At 72.2% G+C, this 21,671-nt stretch carries 18 protein-coding genes; 16 read left to right on the top strand and 2 right to left on the bottom strand.

Going from position 1 to position 21,671, the window contains the following annotated elements; all coding sequences use genetic code 11:
- Window positions 1–95 precede the first annotated feature (95 nt).
- Entirely contained in the window at window positions 96–1,253 is a 1,158-nt protein-coding gene (locus AB1460_RS08715) for an LLM class flavin-dependent oxidoreductase (RefSeq protein ID WP_368960177.1), read from the bottom strand.
- 182 nt (window positions 1,254–1,435) lie between these two features.
- Between AB1460_RS08715 and AB1460_RS08710 the strand changes: the two genes are divergently transcribed.
- The 5 genes from AB1460_RS08710 to AB1460_RS08690 all read left to right on the top strand — a co-directional run bounded on the left by AB1460_RS08710 (window position 1,436) and on the right by AB1460_RS08690 (window position 4,719).
- Complete coding sequence (locus AB1460_RS08710) at window positions 1,436–2,497, top strand: GDSL-type esterase/lipase family protein (RefSeq protein WP_368960175.1); 1,062 nt, start codon at window positions 1,436–1,438, stop codon at window positions 2,495–2,497.
- Window positions 2,494–3,003, top strand: a complete 510-nt coding sequence (locus tag AB1460_RS08705; protein ID WP_368960174.1) for a flavin reductase family protein — start codon at window positions 2,494–2,496, stop codon at window positions 3,001–3,003. The genes AB1460_RS08710 and AB1460_RS08705 overlap by 4 nt, the downstream gene beginning before the upstream one ends.
- Before the next feature lie 69 nt (window positions 3,004–3,072).
- Window positions 3,073–3,414 carry a hypothetical protein gene (locus AB1460_RS08700; protein WP_368960172.1) on the top strand — a complete coding sequence of 114 codons (342 nt, stop codon included), beginning with the start codon at window positions 3,073–3,075 and terminating at the stop codon, window positions 3,412–3,414.
- Window positions 3,415–3,424: 10 nt separating this feature from the next.
- Window positions 3,425–4,267 carry an IclR family transcriptional regulator gene (locus AB1460_RS08695; RefSeq protein WP_368960171.1) on the top strand — a complete coding sequence of 281 codons (843 nt, stop codon included), beginning with the start codon at window positions 3,425–3,427 and terminating at the stop codon, window positions 4,265–4,267.
- A gap of 29 nt (window positions 4,268–4,296) precedes the next feature.
- Window positions 4,297–4,719: a cupin domain-containing protein gene (locus AB1460_RS08690; protein ID WP_368960170.1), complete on the top strand. Its 423-nt coding sequence runs from the start codon at window positions 4,297–4,299 to the stop codon at window positions 4,717–4,719.
- 79 nt (window positions 4,720–4,798) lie between these two features.
- On the opposite strand, the gene AB1460_RS08685 is transcribed toward AB1460_RS08690, so the two are convergent.
- Window positions 4,799–5,860 carry a LacI family DNA-binding transcriptional regulator gene (locus AB1460_RS08685; RefSeq protein WP_368960169.1) on the bottom strand — a complete coding sequence of 354 codons (1,062 nt, stop codon included), beginning with the start codon at window positions 5,858–5,860 and terminating at the stop codon, window positions 4,799–4,801.
- Between the two features lie 302 nt (window positions 5,861–6,162).
- Between AB1460_RS08685 and AB1460_RS08680 the strand changes: the two genes are divergently transcribed.
- From AB1460_RS08680 to AB1460_RS08630, 11 genes are all read left to right on the top strand, one after another.
- Window positions 6,163–7,191 carry a U32 family peptidase gene (locus tag AB1460_RS08680; RefSeq protein WP_368960167.1) on the top strand — a complete coding sequence of 343 codons (1,029 nt, stop codon included), beginning with the start codon at window positions 6,163–6,165 and terminating at the stop codon, window positions 7,189–7,191.
- Window positions 7,188–8,351, top strand: a complete 1,164-nt coding sequence (locus tag AB1460_RS08675; protein ID WP_368960165.1) for a mandelate racemase/muconate lactonizing enzyme family protein — start codon at window positions 7,188–7,190, stop codon at window positions 8,349–8,351. The genes AB1460_RS08680 and AB1460_RS08675 overlap by 4 nt, the downstream gene beginning before the upstream one ends.
- A 2-nt stretch (window positions 8,352–8,353) precedes the next feature.
- Window positions 8,354–9,373 (top strand): zinc-dependent alcohol dehydrogenase, encoded by a 1,020-nt coding sequence (locus tag AB1460_RS08670; protein ID WP_368960164.1) that lies wholly within the window; start codon window positions 8,354–8,356, stop codon window positions 9,371–9,373.
- 58 nt (window positions 9,374–9,431) lie between these two features.
- Entirely contained in the window at window positions 9,432–10,952 is a 1,521-nt protein-coding gene (locus tag AB1460_RS08665) for an aldehyde dehydrogenase (NADP(+)) (RefSeq protein ID WP_368960163.1), read from the top strand.
- Window positions 10,953–10,955: 3 nt separating this feature from the next.
- Entirely contained in the window at window positions 10,956–11,867 is a 912-nt protein-coding gene (locus tag AB1460_RS08660) for an SMP-30/gluconolactonase/LRE family protein (RefSeq protein WP_368960161.1), read from the top strand.
- 138 nt (window positions 11,868–12,005) lie between these two features.
- Window positions 12,006–12,767: a DeoR/GlpR family DNA-binding transcription regulator gene (locus tag AB1460_RS08655; protein WP_368960160.1), complete on the top strand. Its 762-nt coding sequence runs from the start codon at window positions 12,006–12,008 to the stop codon at window positions 12,765–12,767.
- 153 nt (window positions 12,768–12,920) lie between these two features.
- Window positions 12,921–14,087, top strand: a complete 1,167-nt coding sequence (gene rhaI / locus AB1460_RS08650) for an L-rhamnose isomerase (protein ID WP_368960159.1) — start codon at window positions 12,921–12,923, stop codon at window positions 14,085–14,087.
- Window positions 14,084–16,123, top strand: a complete 2,040-nt coding sequence (locus AB1460_RS08645) for a bifunctional aldolase/short-chain dehydrogenase (RefSeq protein WP_368960157.1) — start codon at window positions 14,084–14,086, stop codon at window positions 16,121–16,123. The genes rhaI and AB1460_RS08645 overlap by 4 nt, the downstream gene beginning before the upstream one ends.
- A 2-nt stretch (window positions 16,124–16,125) precedes the next feature.
- Entirely contained in the window at window positions 16,126–17,520 is a 1,395-nt protein-coding gene (locus AB1460_RS08640) for a rhamnulokinase (RefSeq protein ID WP_368960156.1), read from the top strand.
- Between the two features lie 5 nt (window positions 17,521–17,525).
- On the top strand, window positions 17,526–18,803 hold the full coding sequence (locus tag AB1460_RS08635) for an alpha-hydroxy acid oxidase (protein WP_420497223.1): 1,278 nt from the start codon (window positions 17,526–17,528) through the stop codon (window positions 18,801–18,803).
- A 57-nt stretch (window positions 18,804–18,860) separates the two neighbouring features.
- On the top strand, window positions 18,861–21,359 hold the full coding sequence (locus AB1460_RS08630) for a glycoside hydrolase family 78 protein (RefSeq protein ID WP_368960152.1): 2,499 nt from the start codon (window positions 18,861–18,863) through the stop codon (window positions 21,357–21,359).
- Window positions 21,360–21,671 lie beyond the last annotated feature (312 nt).

Below are 21,671 nucleotides of genomic sequence, written 5' to 3'. Positions count from 1 at the left end.
TCGTCATGCATCAGATGATCGGTCGGCGTCAGGTCGCACCGGGCGCGGTGCTGCCGGGCACGGTGCTGCCGGGACTCGGAGATCAGGTCCGGAGATCAGGTCGCGGCGACGGAGGTCGAGACCTGGACCTCACGGCGCTCGAGCTCGGGTATCACGTGCGTGCCGAGGAGTTCGATGGTGCGCATCACCGACTCGTGCGGCAGGTGCCCGAACTGCACGTAGCAGAGCAGGCGGTCGACGCCGAGGTCCGCGTAGCGGAGCATCTTGCGCAGGCACTCGTCGGGATCACCAACGATGATCATGTCGGCCTCGCTGAAGTTCCGCGGGTCCGGGGGAGCGTCGTTGCTCTCGTCGAGGATGGGGAAGATCTTCTTCCGCTCCTCCTCGGTCGCGTGCGGGAACTCCCACTGCAGCATGAACTCGGCCAGGCTGCGGTACCACCACCAGGTCGCGTCCCAGATCCCGTTCGCCTCGGCCTGCGCCATCGTGTCCGCGCAGTGGACCAGGGTGTATGCGGCCACCTGGTTGTTGGCGACGCGGGTGATCGGTGTCGCGGCGGCCGCGGCCGTCCGGTAGAGCTGGATGGTCTGCGCCACCTGCTCCAGCGGCCGCATGATCGACAGGGAGAGCAGCCCCAGGCCCATGGCGCCGGCGGCCGCGGCACTGCCGTCGCTCGACGCGGCCATCCAGGCGGGTGGGTGCGGGTCCTGCACCGGCTTCGGCGTGATCATGCGAACGGGGACGTCACCCGCGGCCGGGAACTTCCAGTGCTTTCCCTCGAAGGAGAAGTACTCCGACTCCCAGGCGGCCACGATGGCCTCGACCGCTTCGCGTACCTGATCCTTGCTCGCCGCGATGTCGACGCCGAACGCGGTCTGCTCCATGGGCGTGGATCGGCCGACCCCCCACTCGACCCGCCCGTTGCTCAGCACGTCGGCCGTGGCGACCTTCTCGGCCACGCGGATGGGCGAGGTGAAGCCGTGCGGGAGCAGTGTGACGCCGAACCCCAGCCGGATCCGTTCGGTGATCTGCGAGAGCGCCCCGATGAGGACCTCGGGCGCCGGGCAGTGCGATCGCCCTTCGCGGAAGTGGTGCTCCACATGCCAGGAGGTGTGGAAGCCCATCTCGTCGGCAAGCCGGATCTGGGTGATCGCCTCCCGGTAGGCGGCCTGCTCCGCCTCGCGCTGCCCGTGGGGATGGGGCTTCCCCCACGGCTTCGGGACGTCCACCTCGTACAGAAGATCTAACTTCATGCAACACATCCCATCGTTCGCCACTGCAAACGTCTCGGTTGCTATAGTGACCACATTAGACATCCCGATGGCGATGTCAACGGACCGGACCGAGATCGGCCGCCTGGCACTCGGTCATTGACACTCTTGGTCTCGCCTCGTTACGTTTTCTAGACAAGACATCTGTTTCATATATGGAACAGATGCACGGTCTGGATGCGCCGAGCGTCCAGGCCGAGAACGGCGAATGCGAGGTCGTGATGCCGACGCTCGATCCAGCCCCCTTCCTGCACGGCAACCCCTTCCCGGGCACCGCGGAACTCCCCTATCCCCGCGCGGTCGCCACGGACAGCGCACGCCTGCCAGCCGGTACCTGGCAGGCGGCCTCGACCCCGATCGGCGTACGCCTCGAGTTACACGGCGACGCCGACGCCGTGGTCGTCCACTACCGCACCGAGCGCGACGGGAAGAGCGCGCACGGGCCAGACGCCGGCCGAGCCTTCGAGGTCTGGGAGGGCGACTCCCGGCTGGTTGTCGAACCGGCCGCACTGGGCGAGGGCCGCATCGAACTCCCGCTGCCCGCCGGAGCCCAGGGCGTGACGGTGTACCTGCCCGAACGCATGCGCCCGACCCTGCTCTCGCTCACTCCGGTGGGCGGTTCACTCGTCCCCGGCACCCGGCGCCCGCGCTGGCTGGCCTACGGCGACTCCATCGTCGAGGGATGGGTCGCAGGCTCCCCGGGCTCGTGCTGGACGGCCCGCCTGAGCCGCCGCCTCGGCCTCGACGTCTGCAACCTCGGCTACGCCGGCAGCGCGCGCGGCGAGCTCCCCTCGGCCGAGCACCTGGCGAGCGTGCCGGCGGACCTGATCAGCCTCAGCTACGGCACCAACTGCTGGTCCACGATCCCGCACACCGCCACGCTGCTGCGCGCGGGGCTGGACGCCTTCCTCACCCTGCTACGGCAGGGAAACCCGGCCACGCCCGTCGTGATCACCACCCCGATCCGACGGCCGGACGCGGAGATGACCCCCAACCGTCTCGGTGCCACCCTCGCCGACCTGCGTGCCGCGATGGCCGCACAGGTCCAGGTACGCATCGACGACGGCGACCCCGCGCTCGTCCTCGTCGACGGCGAGACACTGCACGACGACGACCTCCTCGCCGACGGCATCCATCCCGGGGACGAAGGCCACGCGCTGATGGCCGACCGCCTGGAACCAGTCATCCGCGCTGCCTGCCCCCCGCGCGGGGGCGAGCAGGCATGAACGGACACCAGGCACCCATGGCCGGTGAGGACCACACGACCTCGTTCCGGAACGTGCTCGGAACGTTCGCGACGGGCATCGCGATCGTGACCGCGGCACACCCGACCGCCGGTCCGGTGGGACTGACAGCGAACTCCTTCAGCTCGGTCTCGCTGACCCCGCCGCTCGTCCTGTTCTGCGTGGCGCACACCTCCAGTACCTGGCCCTCGATCCGGGCGGCGGGCCGGTTCTGCGTCAACGTCCTCGCCGAGCACCAGGAGGAACTGTCCCGGCAGTTCACCGCCCGGGGCGAGGACCGTTTCCGCGGCGTTGACTGGCGGCCCGCGCCGTCGGGGGCACCGATCCTTCCCGGTGCGGCAGCCTGGCTCGACTGCCGTGTCGAGACTCTTCACGAGGCCGGTGACCACACCATCGTCGTCGGCAGGGTTGATCAGCTCGCGCTGGAGGATGCCGAGGTCGCCCCGCTTCTCTACTACCGCAGCAGATACGCCCGCCTGATGGCCTGATGGCCTGTCGAGCGGACTTCGGCCCGCCGATGCGACCACGCATATCGAGGATGGACGGGGACAACGCAGATGTACCTCAACGTCGTACCCGCAGATGATCCTGTCGTACGGCTCGCCGAGCCCGACGACTTCACCGAGCTCAAGGTGGTGGTGCACGGCGAACTGGACTGGGCAGCACTGGCCGGCCACCTCGACCCGCTCGCGTACGTTGTTCCACCACATGTGTGGATTCACGTCGTCGCGCTGCCCGGCCTGGCTGGGCGCGACAACGATGACGAGTGGCGACAGGGCCTGCAGCGAATGCTCCAGTACGCCACGCGCCGTGGGTGGGTGAGCGAGGATCAGTCGTCCGTCCGGGCCCACTTCGAATGGGTCGGGAACACTGTGGATCCAGGCGGCCAACCGGACTGAGGGAGTGCGCATGGCACGAAACGTTCCTGCGGTGGAGCGTGCCCTCGACGTTCTGGAACTGCTGGCAGCCAGGCCAGGCGAGGCGTTGAGCCTGTCGGAGATCGCCCGACGGCTGAACCTGAACAAGGCCAGCGGCCACGCTATCGTCACCCTCCTCAGCGATCGGGGCTACCTGATCCGCGACCACGAGAAGAGCTACTCTCTCGGGCCATCGCTCCTACCGTTGGCCACCACATATCTGGATGAGCATGATGCCTTGTCCCACGCACGTGCCGAGATGAACATGTTGAGCCGCGAGCTGGAACTTGACTGCGTGGCCAGCACTGTTGTCGGCGACGAGATCGTGGTGCTGGCGCGGGTCAACTCGCCGGCCTCCGTGGGTGTGCACGTGCGTGCCGGGAGCCGGTTCCCGCTCGTCCCGCCCGTCGGCACGGTGTTCGTGGCGTGGGCCGGGCAGGAAGGTATCCGGCGATGGCTGGCCGCCGTCGTCCCGTCGGCGAGCGGCCCGGACCAGGCCCGATACCTGGAGGCCCTCGCCCGCGTGCGGGAACGCGGATACGCGGTGGGCGGTGGGCGACGACGCAATCACGAAACCGGCACCGCAACTCCGCCGGCCTTCGAGGAAGATCTCCTCGCGGGGCTGGAATCTGCCCAGCGATTTCCGATCATACACATAGCAGCACCGGTCCTCGATCCGCAGGGCACCGTTCGGCTGGCGCTGACGCTCGTCGGTTTCCCTGAACAGATCCAGGCGGCTGACATCCCCCGCCTCGGATGCCGGCTTCTCGCCGTGACCACGGCGGTATCCCGGGCTACCTGGGGAACCTCTGAGACTCCCGCGTGGGCGGTCTGAGCCGCGCGACAACCGAGAGGACTGTGTAGATGACGGATGGAGTCCGCCCGCAGGATGAGAAAGGGCGGCCGCGCCAGTTCTTCTTCGACGTGAGAGAACTTCCGAGCCGTACGAACGCCGACTTGCTCGGTGACTCCGAAGAGGCCCAGAAATTCTACGAGATTTTTGGTCGGGAGCTCGTCACGAAGACCATCCTCCAGTCGCCACGGCTGTGTTTTTACCACGAGACGGCCGCGCCGGGGGAACAGGTGAAGCCCCACCGCCACGGAACCCACCAGCTGAACTACGTCCTGAACGGAGAACTGGTCTTCGGCCGGCGGCGGGTGGGTGCCGGCATGGGCTTCTTCACCCCTGACCTGCTCTACACCTGGCGGGCCGGCGACGACGGCGCCGAATGGATCGAAATCCACGCCGGACAGCCCGGCGTCTTCCTCGAACAGCGACAGGCGTGACATCCGCATCGGCCACGCACCTTCAGCAGAGCCGCCGGCAGCACGGCCGCAGGCACGCGCATGACGCGATCGGGTGGCCTCAGGGCGGAGGCGCCGTGCTGCGGCGCAGGACCAGCTCCGGCGAGATGACCACGGGGGTCCGGCTGGTCGTTCCCGCCTCGACCTGCTCCAGGAGCGAGCGCAGACTCTGGCGGCCGACCTCGGCGAAGTCCTGGCGGAGCGTGGTCAGCGGAGGTGAGAAGTACTCGGCTTCGGGAATGTCGTCGAAGCCGACGACACTCACGTCCTCGGGTACCCGCCGGCCGCCTTCGCGCAGGGCGCGCAGCACGCCGAGGGCCATCTGGTCGTTGGCGACGAACACGGCGGTCAGGTCGGGTTCGCGGGCGAGCCGGCAGCCGGCGGCGAAGCCGGCGCGGGCGGTCCAGTCGCCGGCCAGCGGTGGGTGGACGACCGCGCCGGCTGTTTCGAGCGCAGCGTGCCAGCCGGCGATCCGGCCGGCGCCTTCGTACCAGTCGGACGGTCCGGCCACGTGCCGGACGGTCGGGTGGCCGGCGGCGAGCAGGTGTTCGGTGGCCGTGCGGGCGCCGTGTGCCTGGTCCACCGAGACGGTGGCGATGTCGCCGTCAGGACGTCCTTCGACGGCGACGAGTGGCAGGCGGGCCGCGACCGCGCTCAGCGCGTCGGTCGCGTCGAGCAGCGGCGCGATCGCCACGACCCCGTCGATGCCGCCGGCCAGCAGGCGCCCGAGGGCCTGGCGGACGGCGGCTGGCTCGAGGGAGTGGAGGCTGACCACCGTGACCTGGTAGTCGGCCTCCCGCGCCGCCTGCTCGACGGCGTACAGCGTCGATGTCGGCCCGTACAGCGTGCCGGCCACCGCCAGGACACCGAGGGTGCGCGAGCGGCCGGTGGCGAGCGCGCGGGCCGCCGGGTTCGGCCGGTAGCCCAGCTCGCGCAGGCCCGCCAGCACTCGCTCCCGGGTCCGAGGCCGGACACCGGGGTGGTTGTTCACGACCCGGGACACGGTCTGGTGGGAGACGCCGACGAGGCGGGCCACGTCAGTCAGGGCCGGCGGTCGGCCGGGCGCGGGTTGCGTCCCCTCCGGCGCTGACTCGCCGCCCCGGTCCGGTCCGGGTCCGTCCAACTCGTTCCACCTTCGTCGCTTCTGGCAGGTATCTCCTCGTGCCGGCTGGCCCGCGGGTCGGTGCGCTCGTGAACCTCGCCGCGACCGTCCTGTCGCTCCGTTATAGCCGGCCTGTCCTGCGCGCCTGTCGGGCGTCGGTGCCAGGTGCGTCGCGTCGAGTCGCGTCGCCGGGCTTGACCGGCAAAATGTTAGCGCTAACATTTGCTTTCGCGGCCGTTGTCGCCCACCGGGCGGCCACGCGCCGGCACTGGATGTCGTCGGTCCGCCGGCCAGCCTGGCCCTGCACAGAACGGGAGGCGTGGGTGCAGCAGACGCGTGACTTCCTCCGCTCGATCGGGCTTCCGGGCGCCGATCCGTCCGACCTCCCGTCCAGCGGGAAGCGGTTCCCGGACGGCGCCCAGTACCGGGTGGAGATCCCGAGCGTGGAGGGCCCCGAGGCGATGACGGCGGTGCTCGCCGAGGCGGACCGCCGGGGCGTCGCGGTCCACCGGGTGTCGCAGGGCAGCGGCGGGCTGCTGCTGACCGCCGGGGAGCTGGCGGCGATGGCTGCCTCGGGGGCGGCCGAGGGAGTCGAGGTCAGCCTGTTCGCCCGGCCGCTGGCCGGGTGGGGCACCGGGGCCGCCGCCCTGGCCCCCGGCAGCGCCGGCCTGGCCGCGCAGGCGCGCGGAACCGAACAACTCGTGCACGTGCTGGAGGACATCCGCCGGACCACCGAGGCCGGGATCCGCAGCGTGCTGGTCACCGACATCGGGGTGCTGTCGGTCGCGAGCCGGATGCGGACGGCCGGCGCGCTGCCGCCGGACCTGTCTTTCAAGGTGAGCGTGCAGATGGGCTGCGCCAACCCCGCGTCGATCCGGCTGGCCGAACAGTTCGGAGCCGACACCTACAACGTGCCGACCGACCTGTCGCTGGCCCAGCTCGCCGCGGTCCGGGCGGCCGTGGACATCCCCATCGACCTCTACGTCGAGGCGCCCGACGACCTCGGTGGCTTCGTGCGCCACTTCGAGATCGCCGAGATCGTCCGGGTCGCCGCGCCGGTGTACCTGAAGTTCGGGCTGCGCAACGCGCCGAACATCTATCCCAGTGGCACCCACCTGACCGCCACCGCTGTGGCCCTGGGCCTGGAGCGGGTCCGGCGGGCCGAGATCGGCCTGGAGCTGCTGCGCCGCTACTACCCGGACGCCGTCGGGTCGGGGCGGCGGCCGGCTGGGCTCGCCGTGCCGGTGGCACCTGGCGACCTGGCGCCACCTGGTGATGATGCTGAGCCACCTGTCGATGCGGTGATCCGGCCGGTTGACGCTGGCGTCACTGTCGAGGGAGCACTGTCGTGAGGATCGCGGACGTACGGACGCATGTGTACGGGACCCCGTGGCGGGATCTGACCTACGTCCAGGTCTTCACCGACGACGGGCTGGTCGGCGTGGGCGAGACCCGCATGCTCGGCCACACCCAGGCGCTGCTGGGCTACCTGGCCGAGGCGGTGCGCAACCACGTGCTCGGGTCGGACCCGTTCGACATCGAGTCGCTGGTCGACAGGATGAAGCGCGGCGACTACGGCCGGGCCGGCGAGATCGTCATGTCCGGCATCGCCTGCGTGGAGATGGCCTGCTGGGACATCGTGGGCCAGGCGCTGGGTCAGCCGGTGTGGCGGCTGCTGGGCGGCAAGGTCCGCGATCGGATCAAGGCCTACGCCAACGGCTGGTACACGGTCGAACGCACGCCCGAGGAGTTCCACGCCGCCGCGCGGGTGGTCGTCGACCGTGGTTACCGGGCGCTCAAGCTCGACCCGTTCGGCGCCGGCCGGTGGGAGCTGGACCGCGCCGAACGCCGCCACTCCATCTCCCTGGTCGAGGCGGTGCGCGACGCCGTCGGGCCGGATGTGGAGATCCTCGTGGAGATGCACGGGCGGTTCGCGCCCCACGAGGCCATCCGGATCGCCGGCTCGCTGGCCGAGTTCGAGCCGGGCTGGGTGGAGGAACCGGTACCACCGGAGAACCTCAGGGCACTGGCCAAGGCCGCCGCCGGGATCAGCGCCCCGGTGGCGACCGGGGAACGCATCCACGACCGCACCGAGTACCGGGAGCTGTTCGACCTCGGCGCGGCCGACATCATCCAGCCCGACATCGGCCACCTCGGCGGCATCAGCGAGACCCGCAAGCTCGCCGCGACCGCGGAGACCCACTTCACGCTGGTCGCCCCGCACAACGTCGGCGGCCCGGTTCTCACCGCCGCCAACCTGCATCTGGCCGCCTGCACCCCCAACTTCATGATCCAGGAACACTTCAACGACTTCGCCGACGAGGAGGTCAAGCTGGCCGCCCCGGGCCTGCCGCCGGTGGTCGACGGGTACTTCGCCCTGCCGACCGAGCCCGGCCTCGGCGTCACGCTGGACCTCGACGTCGTGGCCGCGCACCCCTCCCGCGGCGCCCATTTCGACCTGTACGCCGACGGCTGGGAGCTGCGTGGCTCCCGTCCGGCGCGTCACGGCTGACCGTGACCGGTCGCGCGGTGTGGATCGACGCACCAGGGCAGCTGGCGGTACGCCCGGCCGAACCGGCCGCCCCCAGCCCGGGTGAGGTGCTGGTCCGGGTGGCCCGGGCCGGCATCTGTGGCTCCGACCGCGAGGTGCTGCGCGGCACCCGGCCCGCCGGATTCGTGCGGTACCCGGTCGTCCCGGGGCACGAATGGTCCGGCACGGTGGCGGCGGTCGGCCCGGCGGGGGACGCGTCGCTCGTGGGCGCCCGGGTGGTGGCCGAGGGCTTCCGCTCCTGCCGGGTCTGCGCCGCCTGCCGGCGCGGGGGCACCAACCTGTGCACCGCCCCCTACGACGAGACCGGCTTCACCTGCCCCGGCGCCTGGTCCGACCACCTGGTCGTGCCGGCCCACCTCCTGCACGTCCTGCCGCCCGACGCCGACCTGCGCGCCGCCGCCGGCCTCGAGCCGGCGGCGTGCGCCGCGGCCCTGTGCCTGCACGCCGCCGCCGTTCCGGGCGAGCGGGTCGCGGTGGTCGGCGCGGGCACACTCGGTCTGCTGGCCACCCAGCTGCTGGCGGCGGGCGGCCCGGGCGAGCTCGTCGCGGTGGATCCCCGTGCTGGCCGCGCCGAGCTCGCCACCCGGTGCGGTGCCACGACGCTGCTGACGCCGAAGGAGGCCGCCGGTGACCGGTGGGCGCGGCGGTTCGACGTGGTGGTCGAGGCCGCCGGCGCGCCCGGCAGCGCGGCGCTGGCCTGCGGGCTGGCCCGCCGCGGCGGGCGGGTGGTGCTCGCCGGTCTCGCCGCCGACGGCGACCAGCCGCTGCGCGCCCTCGACCTCGTGCTCCCGCAGCTCACCGTGCACACCGCCTTCGGGGCCCCGTCGCGGGCCTGGACCCACGCAGTACGCGCGTTCGCCGCCGGCCACCTCGACCCGGCGGCACTGATCACCCACGAGCTGCCCCTCGACGACGTGGCCGAGGCGTTCCGCCTGCTCTCCGACGACGCCGGCACCGCCGTCAAGATCCTGCTGCGGCCGTGAAGGTCATCCCGCGGCACACGACCTGCCGCGACACCGCCTCGTGAACGGAAGGAAGGCTGTGGACACCGTCACGACCGACATCGAAGGGTTGCTCGCCACCGCCGTGGCGGCAGCCCGCCCGTTCGGCACGCTCGCGCCGGCCGCACGCGCGTCGATGCTGCGCGCGGTGGCCGCCGCCCTGGACACCGCGGCCGACGACCTGGTCCCGGTCGCGATGCGCGAGACCCGGCTGCCCGAACCGCGCCTGCGCAGTGAACTCGTCCGCACGACGTTCCAGCTCCGACTGTTCGCCGACCTCCTCGACGACGGCGGGTACCTCGAGGCGACGGTCGACCTGCCCGACCCGGCCTGGCCCACGGGGCCGCGCCCCGACCTGCGCCGGATGCTGACCCCGGTCGGGCCGGTACTCGTCTTCGCCGCCTCGAACTTTCCCTTCGCGTTCAGCGTCGCCGGCGGCGACACCGCCGCCGCGCTCGCCGCCGGCTGCCCGGTGCTGCTCAAGGCCCACCCCGGCCACCCGGAGCTCTCCCGCCGCACCGCCACCGTTGTCGCGGACGCGCTGGCCGCCACCGGCGCGCCCGCGGGGACCTTCGCCCTGATCGAAGGTGACGAGCCGGCGCGGGCCGCGCTCGTCGACCCGCGGGTGCGGGCCGGTGCCTTCACCGGCTCGGAGCACGCCGGCCGGCTCCTGTTCGACCTCGCCGCCGCCCGCGACGAGCCGATCCCGTTCTACGCCGAGATGGGCAGCGTCAACCCGGTCTTCGTGACCGAGGCCGCCGCCGCCCGGCGCGGCCCGGAGATCTGGGCCGGTTACGTCGACTCGTACACCCTGGGCACCGGCCAGTTCTGCACCAAGCCAGGCCTTCTGTTCGCCCCGGCCGGCTTCGCCGAGAGGGACCTCGTCCGGCTGGTGTCCGCGCGGCCGGCTACCTCGCTGCTGGGGGAACGGATCGAGGCCGGCTACCGGGACACCCTCGGTGAGCTCACGGGCCATCCCGCGGTACGGGTGCTGGTTGCCGGGGATGGGACGACACCCGGAGCGGCGACCGCCGGAGCGGACGGGGCAATGCCGGACGGGGTGACGTCTGGCAGAGCGACGTCTGGCAGAGCGACGCCTGGCGGGGTCACGCCGACGCTGCTGGCCACCAGCATCGCCGACTGGCTGCGTGACCCGGACGCGCTGGCGGTCGAATGCTTCGGGCCGACGTCGCTGCTCGTCACCTACGACGACCCGGCCGACCTGCTCGCGGCGACCCGGACCCTCGGCGGGCAGCTCACCGCCACCGTGCACGGTGAGGACACCGACGACGACCTCGCCGCCGACCTGTTCGCCGAGCTGCGGGAACGGGCCGGGCGGGTGCTGTGGAACGGCTGGCCGACCGGCGTGTCGGTCAGCCCGGCCATGACCCACGGCGGCCCCTACCCGGCGACCACATCGCTGCACACCTCGGTCGGGACGACGTCGATCTCCCGTTTCCTGCGACCCGTCACCTACCAGTCGTTGCCCGCGCGCCTGCTGCCCGAGCCGCTGCGTGATGACAATCCCTGGAACATCCCCCAGCGCGGCCGCGGTGTCTGACCGGTGGCCACCGACTGCCCTGAGCAGATCACGGACCCGGTCGCCTTCCACGGCGAAGGCCCGGTGTGGAGCCCGGACTGGGGTGGGCTGCGCTGCGTCGACCTGCTGGCCGGTGACGTCCTCGCCGTCGACGTCGCGACCGGCGCGGTCCGCCGTGACCACGTCGGTGCCGTGGTGGCGGCCCTGCGACCACGGTCCAGCGGTGGGGCGGTGCTCGCCCTGGAACGGGGCTTCGCGCTCGTCGACCCCGCCGGCGGGGAGGACGGTGCCGGCCGGGAGGACCCGGCAGGCCTGGCCGGCGGTGTCCGCCGGTATCTCGGGGACCTGTGGGGCGCCGATGCCGGGATTCGGATGAACGACGGCGGCTGTGACCCGGACGGCCATTTCTACTGCGGATCCATGGCCTACGCCGAGACGGCCGGCGCGGGCTCGCTCTACCGGCTTGCACCCGACGGCACGGTCAGCGTCGTGCTGACCGGTGTCACCGTCTCCAACGGGCTGGCCTGGAGCCCTGATGGCGCCCGGGCCTACTACGTCGACTCCCCGACGTCGCGGGTGGACGTCTTCGACTACGACTCGGAGCGGGGCCTGAGCAGCCGGCGGACCCTGGTCACCATCCCCGGCGACGCGGGTGCGCCGGACGGGCTCACCGTCGACGCCGACGGCTACCTGTGGGTGGCGCTGTGGGGCGGCGGCGCCGTCCACCGCTACTCACCGACCGGCCGCCTCGACGGGATCGTCCCCATCGCGGCGCCCCGGGTGACGGCCTGCACCTTCGGCGGCGACCGTCTCGACACGCTCTACGTCACCACTTCCCAGGTCGGCACCGACCTCACCCGGCATCCGGCCGCGGGCGCGGTGTTCGCCTTCGCCCCGGGGGTCCCCGGCCGGCCGGTGCAGCCGTTCACGGGCTAGGTCCGCGTGGCGGGCGGTTGACGTGGCCGACGGTTGACGTGGCCGGCCCCGGGCGGCGAGAGACTGTCCGGTTCCGTTAGCCTGACGTTGCTTCGCACATCGTTCTCACACTCGTAACGCGCGCCCGGCGAGGTGCCTGTGCCACTGCCCCAGCGGAACGTTCCCGGCGAGGATCGGCTGACGTGGCTGAGCGACCAGCTCCGGGCCCAGGGAGCGGTCACGATCACCGCCGCGGCCGCGGAGCTCAACGTCAGCGAGATGACGATCCGGCGGGACCTGGTCCAGCTGGAGGAACGCGGGGTGGCCCGCCGGGTGCGCGGCGGGGCGCGGTCCGTCGGCCCGCGCAGCTTCGCCCAGCGCCGGGACCGGATGGCGGGGGCGAAGGGGCGCATCGCGGCGAAGCTCGCCGGTCTCGTCCCGGACGGGGGCGCGGTGGCGTTCGACGCGTCCTCGACGGTCATGCGGCTCGCCGGCACGCTGACCAGCGCGGACGATCTGCTGGTCGTCACGAACGGGCCCGACACGTTCGGTGTGTTGCGCGACAGGCCGGGGATCTCGGTCCTGCTGACGGGCGGACGGCTCGATCCCCGGACCGGCAGTCTGGTCGGCCCGCTGGCAAGCCGGGCGGCGGCGGACATCACCGTGCGGCGGTTGTTCGCCTCGGCGGCGGCCCTCGACGAACGGGCGGGGCCGCTGGAGGAAACCCCGGAGGAGGCCGACGTCAAGCGCGCGCTGGCCGTCGGCGCCGAGCAGGTCGTCCTGGCCGTCGACTCCTCGAAACTCGGCACGCGGGCCGTCGCGCGCTGGCTCGACTGGGACCGCGTCGACTGGCTGGTGACCGAGCTCGACCCGCAGGACGACCGGTTGGCGCCGTACCGGCGGGTGACGCGGATCCGGTGACGCCGCCGCGCCGGCCGGTATGTGGCTGTGCGCCTGTCCCTTCTCAGTTCACGAACGTCCTCGGTTCACGATTGCCGGTCTTGCGAGATTGTGTGACAATTTACAAGATCTCACATAGGCCGGAGGGGTTGGCGGCCGGAAGGGCTGGCAGTGATGCGGGCATTCAGCGAGACGACAGAGGACCTCGCTCGGCAGGAGATCGAGCTGCCCTCGTGGGCGTTCGGGAACTCCGGGACGCGGTTCAGGGTGTTCACGCAGCGTGGCATCCCGCGTGATCCGTTCGAGAAGATCGCTGACGCCGCGCAGGTGCACCGCCTGACCGGGCTGGCGCCGTCGGTCGCGTTGCACATCCCCTGGGATCTCGTCGACGACTTCGGCAAGCTGGGCGAGCATGCGCGGGACAACGGGGTCCGGCTCGGCACGATCAACACGAACACGTTCCAGGACGACGACTACATGCTCGGCAGCCTCTGTCACGTCGACGGGCGGGTCCGGGCGAAGGCGATCAGCCACGTCCTCGGGTGTGTCGACATCATGGATGCCACGGGCAGTCGCGATCTGAAGATCTGGCTGCCCGACGGGCTGAACTACCCCGGCCAGGCCGACCTGCGCGACCGCCAGGAGCGGCTCGCCGACGCGCTGGGCCAGATCTACGCCCGGCTGGCGGCACACCAGCGGCTCGTGCTCGAGTACAAGCTGTTCGAGCCGGCCCTCTACGCGACCGACGTCCCCGACTGGGGCACCGCCTACGTCCACTGCCTGGCGCTCGGAGAGCGCGCCGTGGTGTGCCTGGACACCGGCCACCACGCCCCGCACACCAACATCGAGTTCATCGTGATGCAGCTGCTCCGGCTGGGGCGGCTGGGGGCGTTCGACTTCAACTCCCGCTTCTACGCCGACGACGACCTGATCGTCGGCGCCGCCGACCCCTTCCAGCTGTTCCGGATCATGACCGAGGTCGTCCGGGGCGGTGGCTGCGACGAGAGCAGCGAGGTGACCTTCATGCTCGACCAGTGCCACAACATCGAGGCGAAGATCCCGGGCCAGATCCGGTCCGTGCTCAACGTGCAGGAGATGACGGCCCGCGCGCTGCTCGTCGACCGGACTGCGCTCGCCGAGGCGGAGCGGGCCGGGGACGTGCTTGCCGCGAACGCCGTCCTCATGGACGCCTTCTACACGGACGTGCGCGCGGATCTCGCCGCCTGGCGTGAGTCGCGCGGGCTGCCCGCCGACCCCCTCGCGGCGTTCCGCGCGAGCGGGTACGCGGAGCGCGTCGCGGCCGAGCGGGTCGGCGGCACCCAGGCAGGGTGGGGCGCGTGAGCGGGAACCGGACCGTCGCCGAGCTCCTCGCCCGGTCGAACCGGCTCGGGGCCGACCCGCGCAACACCAACTACGCGGGCGGGAACACCTCTGCCAAGGGCGTCGAGACCGATCCGGTCACCGGCCGCGACGTCGAGCTGATGTGGGTCAAGGGGTCGGGCGGCGATCTCGGCACGTTGACCGAGCCCGGTCTCGCCGTGCTCCGGATGGACCGGCTGCGCGCGCTCGTGGGCGTCTACCCCGGCGAGGACCGCGAGGACGAGATGGTCGCCGCCTTCGACTTCTGCCTGCACGGCCGGGGTGGCGCCGCGCCCTCGATCGACACCGCCATGCACGGGCTCGTCGAGGCCGCGCACGTCGACCACCTGCACCCGGACAGCGGCATCGCCCTCGCGACCGCCGCCGACGGCGAACGGCTCACCAAGGACGTCTTCGGCCCGAAGGTCGTGTGGGTGCCGTGGCGGCGACCGGGATTCCAGCTCGGCCTCGACATCGCGGCCGTACAGCGCGACAACCCCGGCGCTGTCGGCTGCATCCTCGGCGGGCACGGCATCACCGCCTGGGGCGACACCAGCGCGGAAGCCGAACGCAACTCCACCTGGATCATCGAGCAGGCGCGACTCCACCTCGAACGGCACGGGCGGCCGCGGCCCTTCGGGGCCGAGGTCGACGACCGGCGCGCGCTGCCGGCCGCGCAACGGCGCGCGACAGCGGCCGCGCTCGCCCCCCATCTGCGTGCGGTGGCGTCGCGCGACCACCGCCTGGTCGGCCACTTCACCGACAGCGACGTCGTCCTGGAGTTCCTGGCGAGCGAGAAGCTGTTCGCGCTGGCCCGGCTCGGGACGTCCTGCCCCGACCACTTTCTGCGGACGAAGGTCCGCCCGCTGGTGCTCGACCTGCCGGCCTCGGCGGCACCGCAGGAGTGCGTCCGGCGGCTCGCGGAGCTGCACGAGGCCTACCGCGACGACTACCGCGCCTACTACGAGCGCCACGCCACCGTGGACTCGCCGCCGATGCGCGGGGCCGACCCGGCGATCATCCTCGTGCCGGGCGTGGGCATGTTCTCCTACGGCAGGGACAAGCAGACGGCGCGCGTGGCCGGCGAGTTCTACGTCAACGCGATCAACGTGATGCGCGGTGCCGAGGCGGTCTCGTCCTACGCCCCGATCCCGGAGAGCGAGAAGTTCCGGATCGAGTACTGGGCGTTGGAGGAGGCGAAACTGCGCCGCCTGCCGCAGCCGAAGCGGCACGCGGGCCGGATCGCGCTGGTCACCGGCGCGGCCAGCGGCATCGGGCGGGCCACCGCGGCGCGGCTCGCCGCCGACGGCGCCTGCGTGGTCGTCGCCGACCTCGACGCGGGCAGGGCGGTGTCGGCGGCGGGCGATCTCGGCGGCGCCGACGTCGCGGTCGGCGTCGGCGCGGACGTGACGAAGGAGGGCGAGGTCGAGGCCGCCGTCGAGGCGACACTTCTCGCGTTCGGCGGGATCGACCTCGTCGTCAACAACGCCGGCCTGTCCATCTCGAAGCCGCTGCTCGAGACCACCGAGCGGGACTGGGACCTGCAGCACGACGTCATGGCGAAGGGGAGCTTCCTCGTCGCCCGGGCCGCGGCGCGAGCCATGATCGACCAACGGCTCGGCGGTGACATCGTCTACATCGTGTCCAAGAACGCCCTGTTCGCCGGGCCGAACAACGTCGCCTACGGCGCCGCGAAGGCCGACCAGGCGCACCAGGTCAGGCTGCTGGCCGCCGAACTCGGCGAGCACGGGATCCGGGTCAACGGCGTCAACCCGGACGGCGTCGTGCGCGGCAGCGGCATCTTCGCCGGCGGGTGGGGCGCCCAGCGCGCGGCGGTCTACGGCATCCCCGAGGAGGAGCTCGGCGCCTTCTACGCCCGGCGGACCCTGCTCGGGCGGGAGGTGCTGCCCGAGCACGTGGCCAACGCGGTCGCCGCCGTGTGCTCGGGCGAGCTCAGTCACACGACCGGCCTGCTCGTCCCCGTCGACGCCGGCGTCGCGGCCGCGTTCCTGCGCTGACGATGGCCGCCCGGGTGTTCGCCGCCGTCGACATCGGTGCGTCCGGCGGCCGGGTGATGGCCGGGCTGGTCGAGGGCGGATCGGTGTCCCTGCGGCCGGTCCACCGGTTCGCCAACCCGCTCGTCGAGACCGCGGGATCGCTGCGCTGGGACTTCGACCACCTGCACCGCGAGATGCTGCGCGGGCTGCGCCAGCTGGCCCGGGCCTGCCCCGAGGTGGAGTCGATCGGCATCGACACCTGGGCGGTCGACGTCGGCCTCCTCGACGCCGCCGGGGAGCTGCTCGCACCGCCCGTCGCCTACCGCGACGGGCACGCGGCGCAGGTCGTCGACGACGTGCACGCCACGGTGCCCCCCGAGGAGCTGTTCGCCGTCAACGGGCTGCAGTTCCTGCCGTTCACGACGCTGTACCAGCTCGCCGCACAGCAGCGTGGCCTGCTGTGGGACCGGGCCGCCCACGTCGTCCTGGTGCCCGACCTGCTGGCCTACCGGCTGACCGGGCGGCTGCGCACCGAGCTCACCAACGCCTCGACGACCGGCCTGCTCGACGTCCGGACGCGCCGGTGGTCCGACGAGCTGTTGCGACGGCTGGACATCCCGCGCGGGCTGCTGCCGGATCTCGAGACGCCCGGTACCGTCCGCGGCGTCACGCACGCCCTCGGCCCACCGGTCCCGGTGACGACGGTGGGCTCGCACGACACCGCCTCCGCCGTCGTCGGGATCCCGGCGACGACCGACAGCTTCGGCTACGTCTCGTGCGGCACCTGGTCGCTGGTGGGCCTGGAACTACCGGCGCCGGTCCTCACCCCGGACGCCCGCGCGGCGAACTTCACCAACGAGATCGGTGTCGACGGCCGCGTGCGGTTCCTGCGCAACGTCGGCGGGCTGTGGCTGCTCCAGGAATGCCTGCGGGAATGGAACAGCCCCGACCTTGAGGATCTCCTCGCCGCCGCCGCGGCGCTGCCACGCGGCGGTCCGGTGATCGACGTCGACGACCCGGCGCTCCTCGCACCGGGAAACATGCCGGCCCGGATCGCGGCGGCGGTAAGCGACGGAGAAGGCGACGGCCGGGTGCCCCGGACGCCGGCCGCGCTCGCGCGCTGCATCGTCGACTCCCTCGCCCTCGCCTACACACGCACCCTGCGGCGGGCCGCGGACCTGACCGGGCGAAAGGTCGAGGTCATCCATCTCGTCGGCGGCGGCTCCCGCAACGAGCTTCTCTGCCGACTCACCGCGAACGAGGCGGGGGTGCCGGTCGTCGCCGGGCCGGTCGAGGCGACCGCGCTCGGCAACATCCTCGTCCAGGCACGGGCCCACGGTGCCGCGCCGGCCACCCTGGAAGACCTGCGCGGGCACCTCGCGCGCGCATCGACCCTCCGGAGGTACGAGCCGACATGAGCGTCATGAGGCCCCTGGCGACACTGCGTTCCGTCCTGCGGTTCGGCCCCGTCGAGACCGACCGCACCGAGCGGCGGCTGGCGCGGGCGGCCTCCGTGCACGACCTGCGGCGGATCGCCCGGCGGCGGCTGCCCGGCGGGGTCTTCGACTACATCGACGGCGCCGCGGAGGACGAGCGCACCCTCGCCGCGAACGAGCGTGCCTACGCCGCCGTGACCTTCCGCCCGCGGGTGCTGCGCGGCCTGCCCGAGGTCTCGATCGGCACCGAGATCCTCGGTGTGCCGGCGGCGTACCCGCTCGTGCTCGCACCCACGGGATTCACCCGCATCGCCGATCCGCAGGGGGAGCTGGCCGTGGCCCGCGCCGCCGCCCGCGCCGGACTTCCCTACACGCTGTCCACGCTGAGCACGCGCTCGATCGAGGAGGTCCGCGCGGTCAGCGACGGGCGGCTGTGGTTCCAGGTCTACGCCTGGCGCGACCGCGGCCTGGTCCGGGAGATGATCGAGCGCGCCGCTGCGGCCCGCTACGAGGCGATCGTGCTCACCGTCGACACCGCCGTCTTCGGCCGCCGGGAGCGCGACGTACGCAGAGGCTTCTCCCTGCCGCCCACGATCGGTGCGGGCACGATCCTCGACGGCGCGCTGCATCCCGGCTGGACCTGGCAGTTCGTCCGCAGCGAACCGATCCGGTTCAGCAACGTCGCGGGCCGCGACGTGGGCGACGGCGCGTCACCGGTGACACTGTCCGACTACATCAACACCCAGTTCGACCCCGGCCTCTCCTGGGCGGACCTGACCTGGCTGCGCTCGGTCTGGGGTGGGCGCATCGTCGTCAAGGGCATCCAGACCGTCGAGGACGCGACGCTCGCGGCCGAAGCCGGCGTCGACGCGATCGTGCTGTCGAACCACGGCGGCCGGCAACTGGACGGAGCACCGGCCACGCTGCCACTCGTCGCTCCGGTCGCCGACGCCGTCGGCGGCCGCAGCGAGATCATCTGCGACGGCGGGGTCCGGCGCGGCAGCGACATCGTCAAGGCGGTCGCGGCCGGCGCGAACGCGGCCATGGCCGGCCGCGCCTACCTCTACGCGCTCGGTGCCGGCGGGGAACGCGGGGTCGACCGGCTACTCGCCTGGTTCGCCGCCGACGTCCACCGCACCCTGGCCCTCCTGGGCGCCGCCGGCATCGCGGACCTCGGACGCGACCACATCCACGTTCCCTCCGAGCCGGCCACACCGCCGCACGCCATCGCGCTCCCTGCCACCGCGTCCCGCCCACCTGCCTGACCGGCCCTGGCCCGCCGCCGGTCGCCGGTCGCCGCTCCCGTCAGAGATCGAGGTCCGATGCCCCCGCACTGGAACGCCGCCTTCATCGCCGCCCCGTCCGACCCGGCCAGGCGGGATCCCGCACCGGCGCCGTATCTGCGCCGGGAGTTCACCGTGGGCGGTGGACTGCGCTCCGCCACCCTGCACGTCACCGCGCTGGGGCTGATCGAGGCCCACCTGAACGGCGCCCCGGTGGGCGACGAGGTCCTTGCGCCGGGCTGGACGTCCTACCGGCATCGCCTGGTCGTGAGCACTCACGACGTCACCGGTCTGCTGGTGGAGGGTGCCAACGCCCTGGGTGCCGTCCTCGGCGAGGGCTGGGCGGTGGGCAGGCTCACCTGGGAGGAGGGTAAGCGGGCCGTCTGGGCGGACCGCCCGGCAGGGTTCCTGCAACTCGAGCTCGACTACGGCGACCGGGTGGAGGTGATCGCGAGTGGCGCCGACTGGCGTGCCGGTACCGGGGCGACCCTGGCGGACAGCATCTACGACGGCGAGACCCACGACGCGAGCCTGGAACCGGCGGGCTGGGCCGAGCCCGGCTTCGACGACACGTACTGGTCGCCGGTCGAGGTCGTCCCGCGCGACCTGAGCACCCTGGTCGCGCCGAGCGCGCCGCCGATCCGGCGGGTCCAGGAGCTGCCCGCCGTCGACATCCTGACGACGCCGGCCGGGCGGACGGTCGTCGACTTCGGGCAGAACCTGTCGGGCTGGGTCCGTCTCACCGTCCGCGGGGCGGCCGGCACCACGATCGTCCTGCGGCACACCGAAACCCTGATCGACGGTGAGGCCGACTTCCGGCCCAACCGGACGGCGCTCGCGACCGACCGCTACATCCTGCGCGGCGGTGGTCCGGAGACGTGGGAGCCGCGGTTCACCTTCCACGGCTTCCGCTACGTCGAGGTGGAGGGATGGCCCGGCCGCCTCGACACCGGGGCGGTGACCGCGGTGGTGGTGCACAGCGACATGCGCCGGACCGGCTGGTTCGAGACCTCCGACGAGCTGGTGAACCAGCTGCACCGCAACATCGTCTGGTCGATGCGCGGCAACTTCGTCGGCGTGCCCACCGACTGCCCGCAGCGCGACGAGCGGCTCGGCTGGACCGGTGACATCAATGCCTTCGGCCCCACCGCCGCGTTCCTCTACGACGTGCGCGCAGTGCTGGGCTCCTGGCTCACCGACCTCGCCGCAGAGCAGCGCGCGCAGGGGCACGTGCCGCTGGTCGTCCCGGACGTCGGGGGCATGCCGATCACGGCGCCCACGGCGCTGTGGGGAGACGTCGCGGTGAGCCTGCCCTGGACGCTCTACCAGCAGTACGGCGACCGGGAGCTGCTCGCTGCCCAGTACGAGTCCATGACGGCCTTCATCGACAGCGTGGAGGCCCTGCTGGACGAGCGGGGGCTGTGGAACTCCGGTTTCCAGTTCGGCGACTGGCTCGATCCGGACGCGCCGCCGAAGAACCCGGCCGGCGGCAGGACGGACGCCTATCTGGTCGCCTGCGCCTACCTGTGTCACACCACCCACCAGCTGGCGCAGACCGCCGAGGTCCTGGGCCACACCGGCGACGCAGCCCGGTATACGGCACTGCACCAGCGGGTCCGGGCGGCCTTCCGCGACGAGTGGGTCGCCCCGTCCGGCCTGGTCGCCAACGACACGGCCACCGCCTATGCGCTGGCCATCTGCTTCGACATCCTCGACCCGGCCCAGCAGGCGCGCGCCGGGCGCCGGCTCGCCGAACTGGTCGCCAAGGCCGATCACCGGATCAGCACGGGCTTCGCCGGCACCCCGCTGGTCGCACACGCGCTGAGCCGCACCGACCAGCTCGACACGGCCTACCGGCTGCTGCGCCAGACCGAGTGCCCGTCGTTCCTCTACCCGGTGACGCGGGGCGCGACGACCATCTGGGAGCGGTGGGACGCGATCCGGCCCGACGGATCACTGCACGACACCGGCATGACGTCGCTCAACCACTACGCCCTCGGCGCCGTCGCGGACTGGCTGCACCGCGTCGTCGGCGGCCTCGAACCCGTCGAGCCCGGCTACCGGCGAATGCGGATCGCGCCGCGGCCCGGTGGCGGCCTCACCCACGCCACGCTCACCCACGACACCCCGCACGGGCGGGTGCGAGTCGCCTGGCGCCAGGAACCCGACGGCCGTCGCACCGTCGACGTCGACGTCCCGCCGGGTGCCACCGCGGACGTCGTCCTGCCGGGCCACCCCGACGAGCTGACCGTCCAGGTGGGGCCGGGCAGCCACCACTGGGAGTACGACGTCCCGACACCGGACCAGCCCATGCACACCCTCGACACCCCACTCAGGGAGATCTTCCGCGACTCCGCACTGTGGGCCGCGCTCCTGCCGGTCCTGCACAGGCACCTTCCCCAGTTCGCCGACGCCGACAGCGGGACGGAACCGTCACTGCCGAGTCTGCGCGTCCTGCTGGAGTACTTCCCGGCGCAGGCCCCGGCTCTCGAGGCCGACCTGGTCGCGGTGCTCCAGGAGCGAACCGTCGCAGGCTGACGTCCGGCTGACGGTACTGCGGTTGAAGTACGGCGGGCCGCGTGTACTGCGTCATAAGTAGGTGGAACTGCCTGCGGGCGGATGATGACTGACAGGCCCTGCTCAGGCAGGATTGTGCTGGGAAGTCGGATTGATGAGCACGGTCGTCGACCAGATACAGAACAACCACTGGTCCTGGTTTGGGCGAAGGGAGCGTAACGACTGTGTGCAACTTCGAGGCGGTGCAGGCCCTCCATGACTCCGAAACGTGCTCGTCCTGCATTTCGGTGACAGGTCCGTTCGCCGCCTGCTGACATGGTGCAATACCAGGAA

Origin of the sequence: Parafrankia sp. FMc2 (assembly GCF_041008525.1) — a bacterium.
Lineage (GTDB): Bacteria > Actinomycetota > Actinomycetes > Frankiales > Frankiaceae > Parafrankia.
This window is presented reverse-complemented; position numbering and strand designations above follow the sequence as displayed.